We start from the raw sequence: 19,187 nt of genomic DNA, 5'->3' as shown, positions 1-19,187 counted from the left end.
GGAACCCTTCCGATGGCGCCAGGATTAACCACTCTGGCCCGCGGGTTGCAGGTGCATGCCCGTAATCGGGCCCAGCGGGTTGGCTTTGGCCCAAGCTTTGGTGTAAAGCTGCGCGGAGTGTGGCTTTTTGTAAGCCTTGCGTGGGCACTGATTACCGACGGCAAGCGCTTCAAACTGCTGATGAATTGGCTGGGATGGACGAAGCCGATCTAAGTGACAGGGATCACAGAGACTGAACCGGAGAGCACTTAAGCTCACCTAAGCTTGAAGACGGGGCTTTGCCCCATGCAGGTGGCTCCGACGGTTTAAGGACTCGCGCTGCGCCGATATTGAGCAAACCCATCGCGCGCCGGAACGATCTTCCGGCGCTGACAAATTGGAAATCGCCGTGAACGCATATAGTAAAACGCCGCTTCTCGACACCATCCGGACGCCGGACGACCTGCGCAAACTCAAGGTCGAGCAGGTTCGCCAGGTCGCCGACGAGCTGCGTCAGGAGACCATCGATGCCGTCTCGGTGACCGGCGGTCACTTCGGCGCAGGCCTTGGTGTGGTCGAGCTCACCACTGCAATCCATTACGTCTTCGACACCCCGCGCGACCGGCTGATCTGGGACGTCGGCCACCAGGCCTATCCGCACAAGATCCTCACCGGCCGGCGCGATCGCATCCGCACGCTGCGCACCGGCGGCGGCCTGTCCGGCTTCACCAAGCGCAGCGAGAGCGATTACGATCCGTTCGGCGCCGCGCATTCCTCGACCTCGATCTCCGCCGGCCTCGGCATGGCGGTCGCGCGCGACCTCTCCGGCGGCAAGAACAACGTTATCGCCGTCATCGGTGACGGCGCGATGTCGGCGGGCATGGCCTATGAGGCCATGAACAATGCGGGGGCGATGAACTCGCGCCTGATCGTCATCCTCAACGACAACGACATGTCGATCGCGCCGCCGGTCGGCGCGATGAGCGCCTATCTGTCGCGGCTCTACTCGGGCAAGACCTATCGCACGCTGCGCGATGTGGCCAAGCAGATCAACCAGCGCCTGCCCAAGATCCTCGCCAACCGAGCCAACCGCGTCGAGGAATATTCCCGCGGCTTCATGATGGATGGCGGCACGCTGTTCGAGGAGCTCGGCTTCTATTACGTGGGCCCGATCGACGGCCACAACCTCGACCATCTCCTGCCGGTGCTGAAGAACGTGCGCGACATGGAGACCGGCCCGATCCTGCTCCACGTCGTGACGCAGAAGGGCAAGGGCTATGGCCCGGCGGAAGCCTCCGCCGACAAGTACCACGCGGTCGTCAAGTTCGACGTCGCGACCGGCACCCAGGCCAAGTCCAAGCCGAACGCGCCGGCCTATCAGAACGTATTCGGCCAGAGCCTCGTCAAGGAAGCGGAGAAGGACGACAAGATCGTCGCCATCACCGCGGCCATGCCTTCCGGCACCGGCGTCGACATCTTCAACAAGGCGTTCCCGGACCGCACCTTCGACGTCGGCATCGCCGAGCAGCACGCAGTGACGTTCGCCGCCGGTCTCGCCACCGAAGGCTACAAGCCGTTCTGCGCGATCTACTCGACCTTCCTGCAGCGCGGCTACGACCAGATCGTGCATGACGTCGCGATCCAGAGCCTGCCCGTGCGCTTCGCCATCGACCGCGCCGGCCTCGTCGGCGCCGACGGCGCCACCCATGCCGGTTCGTTCGACAACGCCTATCTCGGTTGTCTGCCGAACATGGTGATCATGGCCGCGTCCGATGAAGCCGAGCTGGTGCACATGGTTGCAACCCAGGTCGCGATCAATGATCGTCCGAGCTCGCTGCGCTATCCGCGCGGCGAAGGCCGAGGCATCGAGATGCCCGAAGTCGGCATTCCGCTCGAGATCGGCAAGGGCCGCATCGTCCGCCAGGGCAGCAAGATCGCCCTGCTCTCCTTCGGCACGCGCCTCGCCGAATGCGAGAAGGCCGCCGACGAGCTTGCAGCCCACGGCCTTTCGACCACGATCGCTGATGCGCGCTTCATGAAACCGCTGGACACCGAGCTCGTGCTCAAGCTCGCGCGCGACCACGAGATCCTGATCACGATCGAGGAAGGCTCGGTCGGCGGTTTCGGCTCGCATGTCGCGCAATATCTGACCGATCAGGGCGCGCTCGACAGCGGCCTGGTGCGGTTCCGCACCATGGTGCTGCCCGACGTGTTCCAGGACCACGACACCCCGGCGGCGATGTACGGTCGTGCCGGTCTCGACGCCAAGGGCATCGTCGCCAAGGTGTTCGAGGCGCTCGGCAAGGACGTCAAGGCCGAGACGGTCAAGCTCGCCTGATAGCGAGCTTCGACCTTCCGCGAAGCAGCTGTGATGAAAATCTATCTGGCAGGCCCCGACGTGTTCCTGCCAGATGCGGTCGAGATCGGCCGGCACAAAGTCGCGGTCTGTGCCGCGCACGGCGTCACCGGCCTCTATCCCCTCGACAACGAAATCGACCGCGCCGCGCCCGACGCCTCGCGGCAGATCTTTTGCGGCAACGAGGCGATGATGGACGCGGCCGATGCGATCATCGCCAACCTCACGCCGTTCCGCGGCGCCGGCGCCGATCCCGGCACCGTCTACGAGCTCGGCTACATGGCCGGCCGCCGCAAGTTCTGCCTCGCCTATTCCAATGACGGTGCCGCCTATGCCGACCGTGTCAGTCGCTTCATGGACGTGACGTCCGAAGACGGACGGCTGGTCGATGCGCAGGGGCTGACGGTCGAGGATTTTGGCCTCGTCGATAATCTCATGATGATCCACGCGCTGGAGCTGCATGGCTGCCCGCTGGTGACGCCGGCGCAGATGCCGATCGACGTCTGGCACGATCTGGCCGCGTTCGAGGCTTGCGTCCGGATGGCGGCCGCGCGATTGATCGCTACATAAGCGCCTCAGGCGTCTTCGGAGAGATGATGTCCCCTGCCCGCAAGCGCGCGGATGTTCTGCTGGTCGAGCGCGGCCTGTTCGAGAGCCGGGCGCGGGCGCGCGCGGCGATCGAGGCCGGGCTCGTCACCGCCGACGACAAGCAGGTCGCAAAGCCGTCGGAGACCATCGCCGAGGACGCCGTGATCCAGGCCGAGCCCGCGCACCCCTACGTCTCCCGCGGCGGCGTCAAGCTCGCCGGCGCGCTGGAGCGCTACCCGATCGAGATCGAGGACCATGTCTGCCTCGACGTCGGCGCCTCCACCGGCGGATTCACCGAGGTACTGCTGGCGAATGGCGCGAGCCTCGTCTTTGCCGTCGATGTCGGCACCAGCCAGTTGCATCCCTCGCTGCGCGGTCACGCCAAGATCGTGTCGATGGAAGAGACCGACATCCGCGCCTATGACGGCAAGCGCCTGCCGGCGCGGCCCGATGTCGTCGTGATCGACGTCAGCTTCATCTCGCTCAAGACGGTGCTGCCCATCGCGCTGTCGCTGGCCGCCGCGCCGATGAGCCTGCTGGCGCTGATCAAGCCGCAATTCGAGGCGGACCGGAAGCACAACAAGAAGGGCATCGTCCGCGACGCCGCCGTGCACAGCGAGATCTGCGACGACATCGCCGCCTTTGCTGCCTCGCTCGGCTGCACCGATATCGAGGTGTTCCCGTCGGCGATCACCGGCGGCGATGGCAACATCGAATTCTTCCTGGGCGCGCGCCGTGGTTGAGCGCGTGACGATCGATCACGTTGGCCATCGCGGCGACGGCGTCTCGCTCGACGCCGGCGAGGCCATCTATGTGCCCTACACGCTCGGCGGCGAGACCGTCGAAGTCGATCATGTCGTCGGCAATCATCCCGACCGCCGCAAGCTGCTGGTAGTGGACGTCGCCAGTCCCGAGCGCGTCGCGCCATTCTGTCCGCATTTCGGCGTCTGCGGCGGCTGCGCGATCCAGCACTGGGCGACTGAACCGTATCACGCCTGGAAGCGCGGCATCGTGGTCGAGACCCTGGCCCAGGCCGGCATCGACTGCGAGGTGACGCCGCTGGTCGACGCTCACGGCGCGGGGCGCAGGCGCATCACGCTGCACGGCCGGTTCGGCACCCATGACATCCTCAAGGTCGGCTTTTCGGCTGCCAGCGCGCACGACGTCATCCCGATTGATCGCTGCCCGATCCTCGATCCCGGGCTCGAGGGTGCACTCGATGCCGGTTGGGCGCTCGCCGAGCTGCTGACGTCCAAAATGCCGGTGACGAAACCGCTGGACATCCAGGTCACCGCGACCGCCAACGGTCTCGATGTCGACGTGCGCGGCTCCGGCCCGCTGCCAACGCCGCTCGTGACGGCGCTGTCGCGCGTGGCCGAGCAGCACCGCCTGGCGCGGCTGACACGGCACGGCGAACTGGTGCTGCAACGCCTGCCACCGACCCTGCAGATGGGCCGCGCCGAGGTGACGCTGCCGCCGGGCTCGTTCCTGCAGGCGACCGTCGCCGGCGAAGAGACGCTCGCGTCGCTGGTCGCCGAGCGCATCGGCAAGGCGAAGAACGTTCTCGATCTCTTCTGCGGCGTTGGTCCGTTCGCGTTGCGACTCGCCGAGAAGGCCCGCGTCACTGCCCATGACAACGACGCCGGCGCCATTACGGCGCTCGCAAAGGCCGCGCGCACGCCGGGTCTCAAGCCGATCAAGGCCGAGCCGCGCGATCTGTTTCGCCGTCCCCTGGTGGCACCGGAGCTGCGCGATTTCGACGCCATCGTGTTCGACCCGCCGCGCCAGGGCGCGCAGGCGCAGGCCTTGAAGCTCGCCGCGAGCAAGGTGCCTGTGGTGGTCGCGGTCTCCTGCAACGTCGCGACCTTTGCCCGCGACGCGCGGCTGCTGATCGATGGCGGGTACAAGATCGACGTAGTCGTGCCGGTGGATCAGTTCCGCCACACGCCGCATGTCGAGCTCGTTGCGAAGTTCACGCGCTAGTTAGCGTCGAAGGCCACTCAACGCCGGCGACTCGCCGGGCAGCATGTTCGATCTGAGATCGCTGTCCATGCGGCCCGAGTCCTGCTGGGTGAACCCGGCCCCAAACGACAGGCTGAGGTTGGAGGTCGGCTTGAACTCGACACCCGCAAATGCGCCGTAGCCGGGCGAGGCGCTGGAGGTGAGCGGCGCAAGCGAGCTGCCAATGCCGCCGCCGTATTTCAGGGTGTCGAACCCGGCAAAGAACGTGACGGGCATGCCGCCCGCGGTCTTGGTGTTGTAGCCGAACTGCGTGCTGTCGTAGGAGAGCGCGCTGAAATTGCCGCTCAGTCCGGCCGGGCTGAGGCCGCTCCAATTGAGATTGCCATGCTGGCTGCCGACAAAGAAGCCGTTCGAATTGCTGCGGCCGCTTGCGTCGCCGCCATTGAAGCTCGGGAAAATGCCGTAGCTATCGGCGCTCTGGCCGGCAACACCGCCGAATCCAAAAGGTCCGCCGGGGATCCAATATTGCAGGGGTGCGGCTTGCGCATGAGCCGGCGCTTCGCCGAGGCAGAGCAGGGCAAGAAAAACCGCGAGACCGCAAGAGGGTGTAAGCCTGAACATTCAAATAACCGTCGAAAGCTTGCGAATTATACCCACCAGACATCATGAATGCCAGCATAGCGACACCATTCTCCCCCTGAGTTCCGGGATCACGTTTTTCTGCCAATTTGAACTTCCCCCATGCCGGATTGACCCACCTAAGGGGGCGCGTCAGCACGGAGGCTGTCATGGAGGTCAATTCCGACAAGTTGAATGCCTTTATGGGCAAGATGGTCACCGAATTCGGGGCGGCGATGAATGCATCGCTGGTCCTGCTCGGGGACAAGCTCGGTCTCTACCGTACCCTTGCCGCCAAGGGACCGATGAACTCGTCCGAGCTCGCAAGCGCCACCGGGACGGCGGAGCGCTACGTCCGCGAATGGCTCGCGAGTCAGGCGGCGTCCGGCTACATCGAATACGATTCCGCTTCGGCAAAATTCTCGATGCTACCGGAGCAGGCGATGGCGCTTGCCGATGAGGACAGTCCGGTGTTCCTCGGCGCGTTCGGCAATGTCATTGCCTCGGCGTTTCTCGACGAGCCGAAGATCTCGGACGCATTCAAATCCGGCAAGGGCGTCGGCTGGAACCGGCGCAGCGAGTGCCTGTTCTGCGGCACCGCCCGCTTCTTCCGGACCGGGTACATGCATCATCTGGTGCAGGAATGGTTGCCCGCGCTCGACGGCGTCGTGGACAAGCTGAAGCGCGGCGCCAAGGTCGCCGATGTCGGCTGCGGGCACGGCGTCTCGACACGGCTGATGGCGGAAGCCTTCCCGAACTCCCGCTTCTACGGCTTCGACTATCACGAGGGTTCGATCGAGGCCGCGCGAAAGGCGGCCACCGAAGCCGGATTGGGCGACCGGGTCAGCTTCGCTGTTCATTCCGCCAAGACCTATCCGGCCGAGGGCTATGATCTCGTCTGCTTCTTCGATTGCCTGCATGACATGGGCGATCCCGTCGGCGCCATCGGCCACGTGCGCGAGACCATGGCAAAGGACGGCACCTGCATGCTGGTCGAGCCGTTCGCAGGCGACCGCCTCGAGGACAATCTCAACCCGGTCGGGCGGGTCTATTATGCGGCGTCGACCATGATCTGCACGCCGGCCTCGCTCGACCAGGAGGTGGGCCTCGCACTGGGCGCGCAAGCGGGCGAGGCAAGGCTGCGCAAGGTCGCGCGAGAGGGCGGACTGACGCGCTTCCGCCGCGCCGCTGAAACGCCCTTCAATCTGATTCTGGAGGCGCGGATCTGATCTTCCGATTCCGGCGCGTGGCCGCGGCATATGCCATGCCGATGCTGCAGCCACGCCCGGCGCCGACACCCTCCCTCGCTCGCGCCGCGACGTAAGCTGGCGATCGGACAAGGCGACGCGAGTCCGTCATGACGGGAGGACGACGAAGCCGCTCTCCATGAATTTGCGATGGCGCTGAATGGGGGCCGTGGATCATCGGAGGTGCCTGGCTGTCCGTTGGCGGACAAAGGGTCGATCTGCTCTATCGCAACGCCGACGCTGTGTCGTCATGGAATCCTGTCGGGCCGGCATCATCACCATGGACTACCAGCCCGGCCATCCACACGGCTTCTGCTCGGCGATCTGGATGGGCGAGATCGCCTATTGCCAACCACTGCGCGATCCGCAAGACCTGATCAACCGGTTGAAATCGATCGCGCTGCCCTACCCGCAACCGTTGCGGAATGCTCTGATCCGGCGCTTCCAGTGGGAAATCCTCTTCGGCATCGAGAATGCGGAGCTTGCGGCCGCACGTAACGAGCAGACCCATTATCGCCGGATGCGTCTACCGGTCGCTGGCCTGCGTTGCGCAGATCGTGTTCGCACTGAACGAGCGCTATCTCATCAACGAGAAGGGTGCGCTATGGAAGCAGCGCGGTTACCGCTGACAATTCCGCATCTGGACGAGCAGGCGACGGAGATCTGGCGACTGATCCGCAATGGCGCTTTGGCGACCGCCTGAGACGTCTTGCGTCAGATCGACCGGCAATTGAAGGCGCTGACGCGGTCCAGCGAGCAGCAGCCGTGATCTGCTACGCCGTCCTGTCCACCGAGGACGACGTATCCGACGGCGGATATTTGGTCACGGGCACCACGAAGGACTTGTTGCGGACCTGGTAGATGATCTTGCCATTCTGCCCGTCGTCGGTCGCAATCTGCGCCTGGCCGAACATGATGACGTTTTTGTAGACGGTGCCGGTGCCCTGACGGGTGACGCCATCTGTGGTGACGCTGACCTGCGCTTCGTTGCCGTTGACAGCGAGCACCCTGAAGCTCGCGCTCTTGCCATTGTCACTGGAATAGCCGCCCCAGCTTCCCATCAGGCGGCTGTCGGAGGCCGGCGGCGCCTGCTTCTCGAGAGTCGCGGTCTGCTTGCCCGCGCCTGCAGATGACAACAGCACCAGACTCTTGCCGTCCTTGGTGCCGACCGTGACCGTGCCGAAGGTGAGAAGCGAACCGGCGACCTCGCCAAAGCCGCGCTCGGTGCGCCCGTTATGGGTGTACTCGACTTGCGCCCGGGCCCCGCGGATGTTCACGACCTTGAAGCTGACGGGCTGGTTGTTGCCAGCCCAATTGCCCTTCCACTCACCGAGCAGGGAGCTCTGGTGATACACTCGCTCGAGAGCGGGAGAAATCTGGCTGGTGCTCGAGGTGACGATGGCCATTGGGTTGCTCGGCGGATGTGTCTGACAGGCCCGCTTCTTTCGCGCCCCGACAGCAACGTCAGAACCTTATCCGGAAACAAATGAAAGCAGCCGATTAGGGCCACGCAACGGTAAACGCATGGTTAAAATTCCATCGCCGGCAAATAGGGCAAAAGGTCTCGTCCGGTGGCCGCGCTCAGCGACCCCAGCGGTCCGACCAGATCTTCTCGCCGATCATGCAGTTCACACGCGGCTCCTTGTCCTTCTCCGCAACCCGCATCACGGGACGCTCCGGCATACGGCCCGCAACCTCCATCAAGAGCTTGGTGCGGATGGCTTCCTTGAACTTATCGCGGTCCTTGATCGTGATGACGAAGGAACCGGGGCCGCCGATGACGCAATCCTCATAGTAGAAATCGAGATTGTCGATATCCATGGTCGAGTAGGAGGGTTCCTTGACCATGATCGGCAGGCCGTTGATGACGATACCCTTCTCGATCGCTGCGTCGCGCGCAATCGTGACCGGAGTGCCATTGTTGTTGGGACCGTCGCCGGAAATGTCGATCACGCGGCGCAAGCCCCGATAGGGATCCTCGTCGAACAGCGGCATCGCGAAACTGATCGCGCCGGAGATCGAGGTGCGCGAGGCACGCCGGATCGGCGTCTTCAGGATTTCGGCGGCGACGGCATCGGCGGTCTCCGGTCCGTCGACCAGCCGCCACGGAATGATGATCTTCTGGTCGGTCGAAGCGGCCCACTCGAAATAGGTCACCGCGATCCGGCCGTTCGGGCCCAGCTTCAGCGCCTGCAGGAATTCCTTCGACTGGATCGCCTGCGCATAGCCTTCACGCTGGACCGCGAGTTCGTCCATGTCCATGGAGTAGGAGACGTCGACGGCGAGGATCAGCTCGACATCGACCGTCTGCGCGTCTCTGTCGGCTGCTTGCCGCTGCGGCTGATTTTTGAGTAGCGCCAGTCTGGGCGACTCAAACTTGGGTCCTGGTGCCGCGATGCCCGCGACGTCCCCTCCGGCGAACATGCCGGTCACCAGCACAGCCCCGATCGAGAACAGCAAGCGCATCGCAGCCTCCCGTCGTATGACCTGATGGTGACATGCAATCGCCTTGCCGCAAAGTCCGAAGATCGCTCGCGCTTCACATTCCGGTTAGGCATTTGCCAGTTAGGCATTTGCAGGCGGAATTGCGAAGCAGTACGCAAAGCGGCCGCGATGTTGCCGCGCTCGCGCCGCTGGACTGCGCGATCGCTGGCGCCGGCATGCCGTCATGTGCGGTCCGCTCCCGGACTGACGGGCCACTGGACAGCGCACCTCGCCCACTTGTCCGGCGCGATTTCCATGTTAGGCTGGCCGGACAGATGGGGATGGAGTCCCCCGACAACCGCCCGGCGGCCTGTGACCGTAGTGGGCTGATGACTCCTGCTTGAGGAGAGGCAATTTCTAGGCCTCTGCCTTCGGCGGGAGCATGGACAAACCCGCCGCCGGCGGGTTTTTTGTTGCCTGGATGAAGGCCGAGGAGAGGTCAAGCAGAGGCCGAGGAGAAGTCCTGGACGTGATGACGACAACACCGAATGCTGCGCGTGCGGGGCTGCCCAGGGGGATCTGGGTGCTCGGTTTCGTCTCGATGCTGATGGACGTCTCTTCCGAGATGATCCACGCGCTGCTGCCGGTCTATCTCGTCACCGTGCTCGGCGCCTCCACGCTCACCGTCGGCTTCATCGAGGGCATTGCCGAGGCGACCGCCTCGATCACGAAGATCTTCTCCGGCGCGTTGTCCGACTGGCTCGGTCGGCGCAAATTGCTCGCTGCGCTCGGCTACGGGCTGGCCGCGCTGACAAAACCGCTGTTCCCGCTTGCCCCCAGCGTCGAATGGCTGGTTGCCGCGCGCTTCATCGATCGCGTCGGCAAGGGCATTCGCGGCGCGCCGCGCGATGCGCTGATCGCCGATATAGCACCTATCGGTCTGCGCGGCGCGAGCTTCGGTCTGCGTCAGTCGCTCGACACCATCGGTGCGTTCGTGGGGCCGCTCATGGCGATCGGCCTGATGTGGTGGACGGCGGACAACTTTACGATGGTGTTCTGGGTGGCCGTGCTGCCGGGCTTCCTGTCGTTCGGACTGATCGCGTTCGCGGTGAGCGAGCCGGTACCGGACTCAGGCCGGGAGCCGTCAAGGAATCCGCTGAATACCGCCGCGATGCGCCAGCTCGGGTCCGTGTACTGGCGCGTGGTCGCGGTTGGCGTCGTGTTCACGCTGGCGCGTTTCAGCGAGGCGTTTCTGATCCTGCGCGCACAGAATATCGGGCTCAATGCGATGTGGGTGCCGGCCGTGCTGGTGCTGATGAACATCGTCTATGCGTTGTCGGCCTATCCGGCCGGCGTGCTCTCGGACCGGATCAACCGCACCGGCCTGCTCGCGCTCGGCCTCGTCTTCCTCGCCGGCGCCGATCTCGCGCTCGCGCTGCTGCCAAACCTTGGCGGCCTCGCCCTCGGCGTCGTGCTGTGGGGACTGCATATGGGATTGACGCAAGGCCTGCTCTCGGCCCTCGTCGCCGGCGCAGCGCCACCGAGCTTGCGCGGCACCGCGTTCGGCTATTTCAACCTGTTCACCGGCCTTGCCTTGCTGGCCGCAAGCGTGATCGCCGGCGCCTTGTGGGATGCCTATGGTCCGGCCGGCACGTTCCTGGCGGGGCTCGGCTTCGCGCTGGTCGCGCTCATGGGACTATTTGCCGTCGGTAACGGGCTGGCAACGGAGGAGAAACGATGACGGAGGGCTGTTCGCCGTGCTGAGCGGAGTGCTTGCGATTATGATCGGCAGCGTGCTGGGCGGCTGTGCGCGCTATTTCATCTCCGGCGCGATCGCGCGGCGGCTGGGCGAGACGTTTCCGTGGGGCACCGTGACCATCAACGTCACCGGCGCCTTCCTGATCGGCATTTTTGGCGCATTGGCGACCCATCCCGGCTCGGTCTTCGCCGCGCCCGATCCATGGCTGTTCGCGGTCACCGGCTTTCTTGGCTGCTACACCACGGTGTCCTCGTTCAGCCTGCAAACGCTGACGCTGGCGCGCAACGGCGAGGCGATGCACGCGCTCGGGAATGTCGCGGTCTCGGTCGTGCTCTGCCTCGCAGCCGTCAGTTGCGGCTTCCTTCTCGCGGACACTCTGGGGGGCTAGAGGCAGATGAAGTCCTTCCCCTCTGCCGATCGCTGGCGCACCGCGACGCTCTATGCCTGGATTGCCGCCGGCAGCATGGTCGGCGGGCTGACGCGCTATCTGGTCGGGCTTGCGCTCGACACCGGCTCCGGCTTCCCGGTCGCGACGCTGTTCATCAACGCCACCGGCTCACTGATCATCGGCTTCTACGCGACGCTGACCGGGCCCGACGGCCGCCTGCTGGCGCGGCCCGAGCACCGGCAGTTCGTCATGACCGGGTTCTGCGGCGGCTACACGACCTTTTCAACCTTCAGCCTGGAGACCTTCCGCCTGTTCCACGGCGGCATGAAATATACGGCGCTCGCCTATCTCGCGGCATCCGTCATTTGCTGGCTGGTGTCGGTATGGGCAGGCCATATGATAGCCAGCGGCACCAACCGCTTGCGAAGGAGCTGACCATGCAAATCCCCAATCAGGCAGTTTCGCTCCGGATCTTCATTGGCGAGAACGACCAATTCGACGGCAAGCCGCTCTATGAAGCGATCGTGATGACGGCGCGCGAGCGGCATCTGGCCGGCGCCACCGTGCTGCGCGGCCCGATGGGCTTCGGCAAGTCCAGCCGGCTCCACACTTCCAAGATTCTGCGGCTCTCGGAAGACTTGCCGTTGCTGATCGAGATCGTCGACAGCGAGGACAACATCAATGCATTCCTGCCCATCCTGGATGGCATGATGTCGAGCGGCCTGATCACCTTGGAGAAGGTGCAGGTCCTGCAATATGGTGAGAAGGCCGCGCGCTGAGCGCGCCGGCAGGAACCCGAGCCCGCCATATCCGGGAGGCGGAATGAACGATACCGTTGCCAAACCGAAAACCAGGACGAAGACCAAGGTCGAGCGGCCGAAGCTGCATAAGGTCATCCTGATCAACGACGACTTTACGCCCCGCGAATTCGTCACGATGATCCTCAAGGCCGAGTTCCGCATGACCGAGGATCAGGCCTACAAGGTGATGATCACCGCCCACAAGCTCGGCGCCTGCGTGGTCGCGGTCTTCACCAAAGACGTCGCCGAGACCAAGGCTACCCGCGCAACGGATGCCGGCCGCACCAAGGGCTATCCCCTGCTGTTCACCACGGAGCCGGAGGAATAGTGGCACCGGTCCAGCTTTGGTGCTTTGGCGCCCGCTTTCGATTTCGGCGCCGAATCTGCTTTGCCGAATAGTGTATCTATTGGCTGTCAACAGGCGCATGCTGAGCCATCACCGGCTCATCACGGCATCATCGGTGACTGAGAGAGTCTTTGCGCTCCCGCCCAATGCGGAGCGTCCTATGCAAGACACCACCAAGCGCACCATCCCGCTGAGCAATCGCCTTGCCCAATTGGCAGCCGAGGCTCGCCGTCGCGCAGAGATTGCCCCGCCCGGCGTTCAGCGGGAATCGCTGCTCAAGGCGGCGCGATTGAGTGAAACGGCCTCGCACATTCATGATTGGATAAGCCTGCCTGGCCCCAAAACCCCGAGGTAATGGCAAGCAAACCTTGTCGGCCGCCTGTTCACGTCGAGCGACGATCCGGGCCAAGGGCGGCATCCGCCTTCAAATCGCACTTCAAATATAAGTTGTATGAAATGAACTATATTTCATTTTGGTTGTTGTAACAGCGTCCCCAAACGAAACGGGGCGGTCAACAGCCAAAGCAGCCCAAATGATGAAATCTCTTGTCGCGTTCGCGATGTTCGCGCTCCTCGGAGTGTCCGTAATGGTGCTGCCCGGTTTTGCTCCGCAAGTAAAAGCGCGCGAAACCGTTGCTTTGGCGAACGCGGACCGGCTGGCGAGCCTTCCGGTGGCGCGGAATTGCCTGGGCCAGGTCTGGCCGGACTTCGAAGCATCGTGTCTGCGCCGGGGTGAATCCGATGTCAGGGTTCATGAAGCTCGTTTGGTGACGGCTCGCCGCTAGACCAACCATCGCAAAGCGCCGGCCGAGCTTGTCGGATGATCCAGGAAAGTGTCGTGCACAGATGTCAACGCCCCCAACCTCCTTGCCGAACGTTCTCGTCGTCGAAGACGAGATGATCCTGCGCATGCGCGCGGTCGATATCGTAGAGGATGCAGGCTTCTGCCCTGTGGAGGCCGTCAACGCCGACGAAGCCATCTCGATCCTCGAGTCGCGGTCGGACATCTCGCTTCTGTTCAGCGACATCCAGATGCCCGGGACCATGGACGGCCTGAAGCTGGCCCACGCGGTGCACGATCGCTGGCCTGCCATCAAGATCGTACTGGTTTCCGGTCAGGTAAAGCCGTCTGAAACCGAAACGCCGGCGGACAGCCGCTTCTTTCGCAAGCCGCTCGCCGTCGACGAAATGATCTCGCAGTTGCAGACGATGATCGGAGCGGGCGCGCTAAAAATCCTTCCGACCACAACGGATCCCGGGGAAAACCTTGGGGTTGCCCGATCGCCACAGGAATCGGTTCTGGTGGCGGAGAACGACAATCTGCGCCTGTTGCTGGAACAGGCCGACACCGACGCCAAGGTCCTGCTCGCTCAAGCCGGCATCGAAGCCCACGAACGCGAGGCGGCCGACAAGTTGCAAAAGCTCATCCTCGGAGAGCTGCATCATCGCATCAAGAATACGCTTGCGACGGTGAGCGCAATCGCAGCCCAGAGCTTCCGGGCCGCAATCAATCTCGAGCAAGGCCAAAAAGCCATGGATGGCCGCTTGCTGGCGTTGGGGCGCGCCCACGACCTGTTGATACAGGTCAGCTGGTCCAATGCGAGCCTCACTCATACCCTGAGCGGCGCCACCGATCCCTATGACGGTCAGGGAGGTCGACGATTCCATTTCAATGGGCCGGATCTCCGGATCACATCCGGTGCCGTGATAGCGCTCGCGATGACGTTCAACGAGCTCTGCACCAACACGACGAAGTTCGGCGCACTGTCCAGTTCCTCCGGACATGTCGAGATCGCATGGACGGTGGACGAGATCGAGCAAAGGCTGCGCCTGAAGTGGAGCGAAAGCGGCGGCCCCGTGGTGGCGCCGCCGACACGACGGAGCTACGGCACCCGGATGATCGAGTCGCTCGGCCAGCAACTGAACGGACAGGTGCGGCTGGCCTACGAACCGTCCGGATTTGTCTATCAGCTGGATGTACCGCTGAAGTCGGTGATGGCGTCGAACGCCTGAATTCTGCTCACCAGGCTGACGGCGGCGGACATCCGAGGATGACCTCAGGCCATCACCACCGGCGTCTCCTCCGTCAGCCCGTACACGCGCTGCGCCTTGGAAAAGCCCGCGATCGGGAATTCGCCGAGCTCGTGCCAGTCGTGGCGGCAGACATTGGCGAAGCCTTCTGAGGCCACGACGGTCCGCCCCAGGCGACCCGTGATCTTCTCCAGCCGCGCAGCAAGATTGACCGCGGGGCCAATGCAGGTGAAGTCGAGGCGGTTGCCGCCGCCAATATTGCCGTAGAGGATGTTGCCGACGTGGAGCGCCACGCCGAAGCGGAAGCGCTCGACGACGTCGCCGACAGGATACGCGAGCGCCTCGACACTGGCGCGAGATTCGCGCGCTGCCTCCAGCACCCGCGTGCAGACATGCGCGGCATCGCCGACATATTCGTCGATCGGGAATACCGCGAGCAGGCCGTCGCCCATGAATTTCAGCACCTCGCCGCCATGGCCGCGGATCGCGGCAACCTGGCAGTCGAAATAATGGTTGAGGATCTCGACCACGGTCTCGGCCGGCAGCCGGTCCGACAGTGCCGTGAAGCCGCGCAGATCGGAGAGCCAGATCGCAGCCTGCATGGTGTCGTTGTGGCCGCGGCGGATCTGACCGCCAAGGATGCGCGCGCCGGCACGATTGCCGACATAGGTGTCGAGCAGCATCTCGGCGGTGCGGCGCAGGCTGATGATCTCGGTGATGCGCGCGAGCGGCTTGACGATGGTGTGAATCGCCGCGATGTGTTCATCGGTGAAGCCGCCTGGATGGCGCGTTGTCCAGCTCGTCGCGTGGACCGAGCCGTCGAGAAACTGCATTGGCGTCGCGACGTAGTCGGTTACGCCTTCGGCACGCATATCGTCGAAAAAAGGGAAATGCTTGCTGCCGAGATCGTCGATGCGTCCCCGCACCTCAAGTCCCTGCTCGAACACGACCCGCAGCGGACTTCTGGCGAATTCCGGCGTCTCCAGGATCTCGAAATCGACCGTGCCGATCTCGACCTCCTCGCCTTCCCGCCAGATGAAGTTGCGACCGAAAATTTCGGGATGCAGCGTGCGGATGAAGATGCCGAACCGCCATAGCGGCAGACCGGCTGCAACCATCCGTTCGCAGGCTTCGGCCGTCATCTCGGCCGGGGCCTTCGACGACCAGGCGCCGTCGATCAGCCAGTTGGTGATACGTTGGAGCTCGGAGCTTTCCATGCGCGCATTTGCGGACGAAGTTGTGGGATCGTCAAGCTGCGCGGTGGACTAGTGGCGCGATACAAGCGCCCTGCGGAACGCTAGCGCCCGACCTGGCCGCGGTCGCGCAGGAAATGATCCGCAAACACGCAGGCCATCATGGCTTCGCCGACGGGGACGGCGCGGATGCCGACGCAGGGATCGTGGCGGCCCTTGGTCATGATCTCGGTGTCGGCGCCGTTGCGATCGACGGTGAGACGCGGCTGCAGGATCGACGAGGTCGGCTTGACGGCGAAACGCACCACCACCGGCTGCCCCGTGGAGATGCCGCCCAGCACGCCACCAGCGTGGTTGGACAGAAAACGCGTGCCGTCATTGCCCGTGCGCATCTCGTCGGCATTCTCTTCCCCGGTGAGTTCGGCCGCGCCGAAGCCGGCGCCGATCTCGACGCCCTTCACCGCATTGATGCTCATCATTGCGGCGGCGAGCTCGGCATCGAGCTTGGCGTAGATCGGGGCGCCAAGGCCAGCCGGCACACCTTCGGCGACGACCTCGATCACCGCGCCGATCGAGGAGCCGCTCTTGCGGATGCCGTCGAGATAGGTCTCGAAGAACGCGGCCTTGTCCTTGTCCGGACAGAAGAACGGGTTTTTCGCGATCTCGTCCCAGTCCCATTTCGCGCGGTCGATCTTGTGTGGCCCCATCTGCACCAGCGCGCCGCGCACCTTCACATCGGGCAGCACCTTTCGAGCGATCGCGCCGGCGGCGACGCGCGTCGCGGTCTCGCGCGCCGAGGAGCGGCCGCCGCCGCGATAGTCGCGCAGGCCGTACTTCGCTTCATAGGTAAAGTCAGCGTGGCCAGGCCGAAACTTGTCCTTGATCTCGGAATAGTCTTTTGAGCGCTGGTCGGTGTTCTCGATCAGGAGCCCGATCGGCGTGCCCGTCGTCACCTGCACGCCGGTCTCCGGATGCGCCATCACGCCGGAGAGGATCTTGACCTGGTCCGGCTCCTGACGCTGGGTCGTGAAGCGCGACTGGCCGGGTCGGCGGCGATCAAGATCACCCTGGATGTCGGCCTCGACGAGCGGGATCATGGGCGGGCAGCCGTCGACCACGCAGCCGATCGCCACCCCATGGCTCTCGCCGAAGGTCGTGACGCGGAACATGTGGCCGAAGGTGTTGAAGGACATCCGTATCTAGCTCGTAAGTCAGTGCTGACTTAACTCGCCCTGAAATTGGGGTCAAATGCCTACACGGTCGTCATGGCCGGGCTTGTCCCGCCATCCACGTTCTTGGCCCACAAGCGCAAAAGGGCGCCCCGGGCATGACGGCGCAGGACGCGCAAGCGAACCGGCTTAACTAAACTTCTCCAACCGCCCGTCGCGGAACACGTAGACGGCGCCCTGCTCGATATAAAGTTCGGCGGCGCTCGCCGGCGTCTCCAGGCCGAGTGAAACCATCAGGGCCCGGCAGGTCCCACCATGGGCGACCGCGACGGTGTCGGTCCGGAGTTGGTCGTACCAAGCGCGCACGCGGACCTGCACATCGGCGTAGGTCTCTCCGCCCGCGGGGCCCACCGTCCATTTGTCGGCGAGGCGCCGGGCGTAGATGTCGGGATCGGAGGCCTCGCTCTCGGCCAGCGTCAGTCCCTCCCAGGTGCCGTAGCCGATCTCACGCAGGCGATCGTCGAGCGTATAGCCCGCAGTCGGCAGTTCGAGCTTGCTCCGCGCCAGTTCCATGGTCTCTCGTGCGCGGCCAAGCGGACTCGACACGTAGGGTAATGCGGCCTTGTCGCGGCCCTCGCGCTTGAAGAGATCGGCGAGAATGCCGCCGGCCTGCACCGCCTGACCGCGACCGCGTGCGTTCAGCGGAATGTCCTTGATGCCCTGAAGCCTCCCGAGCGCATTCCACTCGGTCTCGCCGTGGCGAAGGTAATAAATCGTGGGCACAGGCATTGCTGGGTGAAAAGTTAGTCCTTCCCGCCGAACGAAATGTCCGGCGCTTCCGGGCGCTTCATGCCGAGCACGTGATAGCCGGAATCGACGTGGTGCACCTCGCCGGTGACGCCGCGCGAGAGGTCGGAGAGGAAATACAGAGCGCTGCCGCCGACGTCTTCCGTGGAGACGTTGCGCCGCAGCGGTGCGTTGGCCTCGTTCCACTTCAGGATATATCTGAAATCGCCGATACCGGACGCCGCGAGGGTCTTGATCGGCCCCGCGGAGATCGCGTTGACGCGGATATTCTTCTCACCGAGATCGACGGCGAGATAACGCACGCTCGCTTCGAGCGCCGCTTTCGCGACGCCCATGACGTTGTAATGCGGCATCCACTTCTCGGCGCCGTAATAGCTGAGCGTGATGAGCGAGCCACCGTCGGTCATCAGCTTCTCGGCGCGCTGCGCCACCGCCGTGAACGAATAGCAGGAGATCAGCAGGGATTTCGAAAAATTCTCCTGCGTGGTGTCGACGTAGCGGCCGTCGAGTTGCTCGCCATAGGCGATCGCATGCACCAGAAAGTCGATCTTGCCCCACTTCTCCTTCAGCACCGCGAAGGCCGCATCGATGGTCGCAGCATCGGTGACGTCGCAATGGCCGAGCACGAGCCCGCCGATCTCGGCGGCGAGCGGCTCGACGCGCTTCTTCAGCGCATCGCCCTGATAGGTGAAGGCAAGCTCCGCGCCGGCCGCGTGGCATGCCTTGGCAATGCCCCAGGCGATCGAGCGGTTGTTGGCAACGCCGAGGACCACGCCCCGCTTGCCCTGCATCAGACCTGAATTCTGCGCCATTTTGCTAACGTCCCGTCGAGCTCCCGGTGAGGTTTGGAGGTACACCAGCCCTCCGTTGCGGTACAGTCCTAATACGCGGCGTTAACGCTGTTTCAAGCGCCGGAATAGCCGTTCCGCTCGGGTGTTATGATCGTTGTGGCGCTCGCGCCGACATCAGGACGTCAAGACCGCAATGAGTGCGTTTCGCCAGAGTGTTGAAGCCATGATCCCGGCGTTGCGCCGCTACGCCCGCGCGCTCACGCGCGAGGCGGATGCGGCCGACGATCTGGTGCAGGATACGCTGGTGCGGGCGCTGCGTTCGGAGCGTCTGTTCCTCGGAGGCGACGTCAGGAGCTGGCTCTATACGATCCTGACCAACCTCAACAAGAACCGGCGGCGTTCGCTGGCACGACGGCCGCAATTCATGCAGCTGACGGAGAACAACCCGGATGCCAGCGGGACCGAAGCCGAAGGGCGCGATATCGAGAGGGCGCTGGCGACGCTCGTCGAGGAGCAACGCTCGGTGCTGCTCCTGGTGATGCTGGAGGGCATGAGCTACCGCGAGGTCGCCGACATCCAGGGCGTGCCGATCGGCACAGTGATGTCGCGCCTGGCACGCGCCCGCGCCCACGTCAAAGCCTCGCTGGAGGGCGAGCGCCCGGCGCTCAGACGGGTGAAATGATGGCAGGATTGATGCATCGCGCCGGTCGTTTCTCCTGCATGGCGCGG

At 64.1% G+C, this 19,187-nt stretch carries 23 protein-coding genes and 1 riboswitch; of the genes, 16 read left to right on the top strand and 7 right to left on the bottom strand.

The annotated features are described in order from the left end of the window. Positions 1 to 12 precede the first annotated feature (12 nt). The 5 genes from IVB50_RS29115 to IVB50_RS29095 all read left to right on the top strand — a co-directional run bounded on the left by IVB50_RS29115 (position 13) and on the right by IVB50_RS29095 (position 4,906). On the top strand, positions 13 to 213 hold the full coding sequence (locus IVB50_RS29115) for a hypothetical protein (protein WP_247298709.1): 201 nt from the start codon (positions 13 to 15) through the stop codon (positions 211 to 213). Between the two features lie 175 nt (positions 214 to 388). Then, complete coding sequence (gene dxs, locus IVB50_RS29110) at positions 389 to 2,317, top strand: 1-deoxy-D-xylulose-5-phosphate synthase (RefSeq protein WP_026233122.1); 1,929 nt, start codon at positions 389 to 391, stop codon at positions 2,315 to 2,317. Positions 2,318 to 2,350: 33 nt separating this feature from the next. After that, entirely contained in the window at positions 2,351 to 2,905 is a 555-nt protein-coding gene (locus IVB50_RS29105) for a nucleoside 2-deoxyribosyltransferase (protein ID WP_247298704.1), read from the top strand. A 26-nt stretch (positions 2,906 to 2,931) separates the two neighbouring features. Next, the gene (locus tag IVB50_RS29100; RefSeq protein ID WP_247298701.1) at positions 2,932 to 3,666 is read left to right on the top strand and encodes a TlyA family RNA methyltransferase; all 735 of its coding nucleotides are present in this window, start codon (positions 2,932 to 2,934) and stop codon (positions 3,664 to 3,666) included. After that, the gene (locus IVB50_RS29095; RefSeq protein ID WP_247298698.1) at positions 3,659 to 4,906 is read left to right on the top strand and encodes a methyltransferase; all 1,248 of its coding nucleotides are present in this window, start codon (positions 3,659 to 3,661) and stop codon (positions 4,904 to 4,906) included. Before IVB50_RS29100 ends, IVB50_RS29095 begins: the two co-directional genes overlap by 8 nt. Here IVB50_RS29095 and IVB50_RS29090 read toward each other — a convergent pair whose 3' ends face one another. After that, positions 4,907 to 5,506 carry a hypothetical protein gene (locus IVB50_RS29090; RefSeq protein WP_018456256.1) on the bottom strand — a complete coding sequence of 200 codons (600 nt, stop codon included), beginning with the start codon at positions 5,504 to 5,506 and terminating at the stop codon, positions 4,907 to 4,909. 167 nt (positions 5,507 to 5,673) lie between these two features. On the opposite strand from IVB50_RS29090, the gene IVB50_RS29085 reads away from it, so the two are divergent. Continuing rightward, entirely contained in the window at positions 5,674 to 6,732 is a 1,059-nt protein-coding gene (locus tag IVB50_RS29085) for a class I SAM-dependent methyltransferase (protein WP_018456255.1), read from the top strand. A 298-nt stretch (positions 6,733 to 7,030) separates the two neighbouring features. Further along, positions 7,031 to 7,453, top strand: coding sequence for a hypothetical protein (locus IVB50_RS29080; RefSeq protein ID WP_247298696.1), 423 nt, complete (start codon positions 7,031 to 7,033; stop codon positions 7,451 to 7,453). Positions 7,454 to 7,523: 70 nt separating this feature from the next. On the opposite strand, the gene IVB50_RS29075 is transcribed toward IVB50_RS29080, so the two are convergent. Further along, positions 7,524 to 8,156, bottom strand: coding sequence for a hypothetical protein (locus tag IVB50_RS29075; RefSeq protein ID WP_018456252.1), 633 nt, complete (start codon positions 8,154 to 8,156; stop codon positions 7,524 to 7,526). A gap of 175 nt (positions 8,157 to 8,331) precedes the next feature. Beyond that, a complete protein-coding gene (locus IVB50_RS29070; RefSeq protein ID WP_018456251.1) occupies positions 8,332 to 9,216 on the bottom strand; it encodes a DUF1194 domain-containing protein in 885 nt (294 codons plus the stop codon). A gap of 286 nt (positions 9,217 to 9,502) precedes the next feature. Then, positions 9,503 to 9,580, top strand: a riboswitch (Fluoride riboswitch). A gap of 126 nt (positions 9,581 to 9,706) precedes the next feature. Between IVB50_RS29070 and IVB50_RS29065 the strand changes: the two genes are divergently transcribed. The 8 genes from IVB50_RS29065 to IVB50_RS29030 all read left to right on the top strand — a co-directional run bounded on the left by IVB50_RS29065 (position 9,707) and on the right by IVB50_RS29030 (position 14,480). Further along, positions 9,707 to 10,915, top strand: a complete 1,209-nt coding sequence (locus IVB50_RS29065) for an MFS transporter (RefSeq protein WP_247298714.1) — start codon at positions 9,707 to 9,709, stop codon at positions 10,913 to 10,915. 7 nt (positions 10,916 to 10,922) lie between these two features. Further along, the gene (gene crcB / locus IVB50_RS29060; RefSeq protein ID WP_249804690.1) at positions 10,923 to 11,321 is read left to right on the top strand and encodes a fluoride efflux transporter CrcB; all 399 of its coding nucleotides are present in this window, start codon (positions 10,923 to 10,925) and stop codon (positions 11,319 to 11,321) included. Between the two features lie 6 nt (positions 11,322 to 11,327). Further along, positions 11,328 to 11,756: a fluoride efflux transporter CrcB gene (crcB, locus tag IVB50_RS29055; RefSeq protein WP_247298690.1), complete on the top strand. Its 429-nt coding sequence runs from the start codon at positions 11,328 to 11,330 to the stop codon at positions 11,754 to 11,756. Between the two features lie 2 nt (positions 11,757 to 11,758). Continuing rightward, positions 11,759 to 12,100, top strand: coding sequence for a DUF190 domain-containing protein (locus IVB50_RS29050; protein ID WP_085352544.1), 342 nt, complete (start codon positions 11,759 to 11,761; stop codon positions 12,098 to 12,100). Between the two features lie 43 nt (positions 12,101 to 12,143). Then, a complete protein-coding gene (gene clpS, locus IVB50_RS29045) occupies positions 12,144 to 12,449 on the top strand; it encodes an ATP-dependent Clp protease adapter ClpS (protein WP_007594672.1) in 306 nt (101 codons plus the stop codon). 178 nt (positions 12,450 to 12,627) lie between these two features. Next, complete coding sequence (locus tag IVB50_RS29040; RefSeq protein WP_085361372.1) at positions 12,628 to 12,822, top strand: hypothetical protein; 195 nt, start codon at positions 12,628 to 12,630, stop codon at positions 12,820 to 12,822. A 178-nt stretch (positions 12,823 to 13,000) separates the two neighbouring features. Next, positions 13,001 to 13,252: a hypothetical protein gene (locus IVB50_RS29035; protein WP_247298685.1), complete on the top strand. Its 252-nt coding sequence runs from the start codon at positions 13,001 to 13,003 to the stop codon at positions 13,250 to 13,252. Positions 13,253 to 13,334: 82 nt separating this feature from the next. Continuing rightward, positions 13,335 to 14,480, top strand: coding sequence for an HWE histidine kinase domain-containing protein (locus IVB50_RS29030; protein WP_247298682.1), 1,146 nt, complete (start codon positions 13,335 to 13,337; stop codon positions 14,478 to 14,480). A 44-nt stretch (positions 14,481 to 14,524) separates the two neighbouring features. Here IVB50_RS29030 and IVB50_RS29025 read toward each other — a convergent pair whose 3' ends face one another. The 4 genes from IVB50_RS29025 to fabI all read right to left on the bottom strand — a co-directional run bounded on the left by IVB50_RS29025 (position 14,525) and on the right by fabI (position 18,479). Beyond that, the gene (locus IVB50_RS29025; RefSeq protein ID WP_247298678.1) at positions 14,525 to 15,715 is read right to left on the bottom strand and encodes an adenylate/guanylate cyclase domain-containing protein; all 1,191 of its coding nucleotides are present in this window, start codon (positions 15,713 to 15,715) and stop codon (positions 14,525 to 14,527) included. Positions 15,716 to 15,795: 80 nt separating this feature from the next. Next, positions 15,796 to 16,884 carry a chorismate synthase gene (gene aroC, locus IVB50_RS29020; protein ID WP_247298675.1) on the bottom strand — a complete coding sequence of 363 codons (1,089 nt, stop codon included), beginning with the start codon at positions 16,882 to 16,884 and terminating at the stop codon, positions 15,796 to 15,798. Positions 16,885 to 17,049: 165 nt separating this feature from the next. Continuing rightward, positions 17,050 to 17,649, bottom strand: coding sequence for a histidine phosphatase family protein (locus IVB50_RS29015; RefSeq protein ID WP_018456242.1), 600 nt, complete (start codon positions 17,647 to 17,649; stop codon positions 17,050 to 17,052). A 14-nt stretch (positions 17,650 to 17,663) separates the two neighbouring features. Next, positions 17,664 to 18,479, bottom strand: coding sequence for an enoyl-ACP reductase FabI (gene fabI, locus IVB50_RS29010; RefSeq protein WP_026233116.1), 816 nt, complete (start codon positions 18,477 to 18,479; stop codon positions 17,664 to 17,666). A gap of 172 nt (positions 18,480 to 18,651) precedes the next feature. On the opposite strand from fabI, the gene IVB50_RS29005 reads away from it, so the two are divergent. Continuing rightward, on the top strand, positions 18,652 to 19,140 hold the full coding sequence (locus IVB50_RS29005) for a sigma-70 family RNA polymerase sigma factor (RefSeq protein WP_007594679.1): 489 nt from the start codon (positions 18,652 to 18,654) through the stop codon (positions 19,138 to 19,140). Positions 19,141 to 19,187 lie beyond the last annotated feature (47 nt).

It is taken from the genome of Bradyrhizobium sp. 87, from assembly GCF_023073015.1.
Taxonomy (GTDB): Bacteria; Pseudomonadota; Alphaproteobacteria; order Rhizobiales; family Xanthobacteraceae; genus Bradyrhizobium; species Bradyrhizobium canariense_D.
The sequence above is the reverse complement of the archived record's forward strand: the minus strand, read 5'-3'. Positions and strand labels throughout refer to the sequence as shown.

Bases quoted from the DNA above. Each gene is read 5' to 3' on its own strand.
- IVB50_RS29115 (WP_247298709.1), top strand. From the start codon at position 13: ATGGCGCCAGGATTAACCACTCTGGCCCGCGGGTTGCAGGTGCATGCC.
- IVB50_RS29105 (WP_247298704.1), top strand. From the start codon at position 2,351: ATGAAAATCTATCTGGCAGGCCCCGACGTGTTCCTGCCAGATGCGGTC.
- IVB50_RS29100 (WP_247298701.1), top strand. From the start codon at position 2,932: ATGTCCCCTGCCCGCAAGCGCGCGGATGTTCTGCTGGTCGAGCGCGGC.
- IVB50_RS29090 (WP_018456256.1), bottom strand. From the start codon at position 5,506: ATGTTCAGGCTTACACCCTCTTGCGGTCTCGCGGTTTTTCTTGCCCTG.
- IVB50_RS29085 (WP_018456255.1), top strand. From the start codon at position 5,674: ATGGAGGTCAATTCCGACAAGTTGAATGCCTTTATGGGCAAGATGGTC.
- IVB50_RS29080 (WP_247298696.1), top strand. From the start codon at position 7,031: ATGGACTACCAGCCCGGCCATCCACACGGCTTCTGCTCGGCGATCTGG.
- IVB50_RS29075 (WP_018456252.1), bottom strand. From the start codon at position 8,156: ATGGCCATCGTCACCTCGAGCACCAGCCAGATTTCTCCCGCTCTCGAG.
- IVB50_RS29070 (WP_018456251.1), bottom strand. From the start codon at position 9,216: ATGCGCTTGCTGTTCTCGATCGGGGCTGTGCTGGTGACCGGCATGTTC.
- IVB50_RS29065 (WP_247298714.1), top strand. From the start codon at position 9,707: ATGACGACAACACCGAATGCTGCGCGTGCGGGGCTGCCCAGGGGGATC.
- crcB (WP_247298690.1), top strand. From the start codon at position 11,328: ATGAAGTCCTTCCCCTCTGCCGATCGCTGGCGCACCGCGACGCTCTAT.
- IVB50_RS29050 (WP_085352544.1), top strand. From the start codon at position 11,759: ATGCAAATCCCCAATCAGGCAGTTTCGCTCCGGATCTTCATTGGCGAG.
- clpS (WP_007594672.1), top strand. From the start codon at position 12,144: ATGAACGATACCGTTGCCAAACCGAAAACCAGGACGAAGACCAAGGTC.
- IVB50_RS29040 (WP_085361372.1), top strand. From the start codon at position 12,628: ATGCAAGACACCACCAAGCGCACCATCCCGCTGAGCAATCGCCTTGCC.
- IVB50_RS29035 (WP_247298685.1), top strand. From the start codon at position 13,001: ATGATGAAATCTCTTGTCGCGTTCGCGATGTTCGCGCTCCTCGGAGTG.
- IVB50_RS29025 (WP_247298678.1), bottom strand. From the start codon at position 15,715: ATGGAAAGCTCCGAGCTCCAACGTATCACCAACTGGCTGATCGACGGC.
- aroC (WP_247298675.1), bottom strand. From the start codon at position 16,884: ATGTCCTTCAACACCTTCGGCCACATGTTCCGCGTCACGACCTTCGGC.
- IVB50_RS29015 (WP_018456242.1), bottom strand. From the start codon at position 17,649: ATGCCTGTGCCCACGATTTATTACCTTCGCCACGGCGAGACCGAGTGG.
- fabI (WP_026233116.1), bottom strand. From the start codon at position 18,479: ATGGCGCAGAATTCAGGTCTGATGCAGGGCAAGCGGGGCGTGGTCCTC.
- IVB50_RS29005 (WP_007594679.1), top strand. From the start codon at position 18,652: ATGAGTGCGTTTCGCCAGAGTGTTGAAGCCATGATCCCGGCGTTGCGC.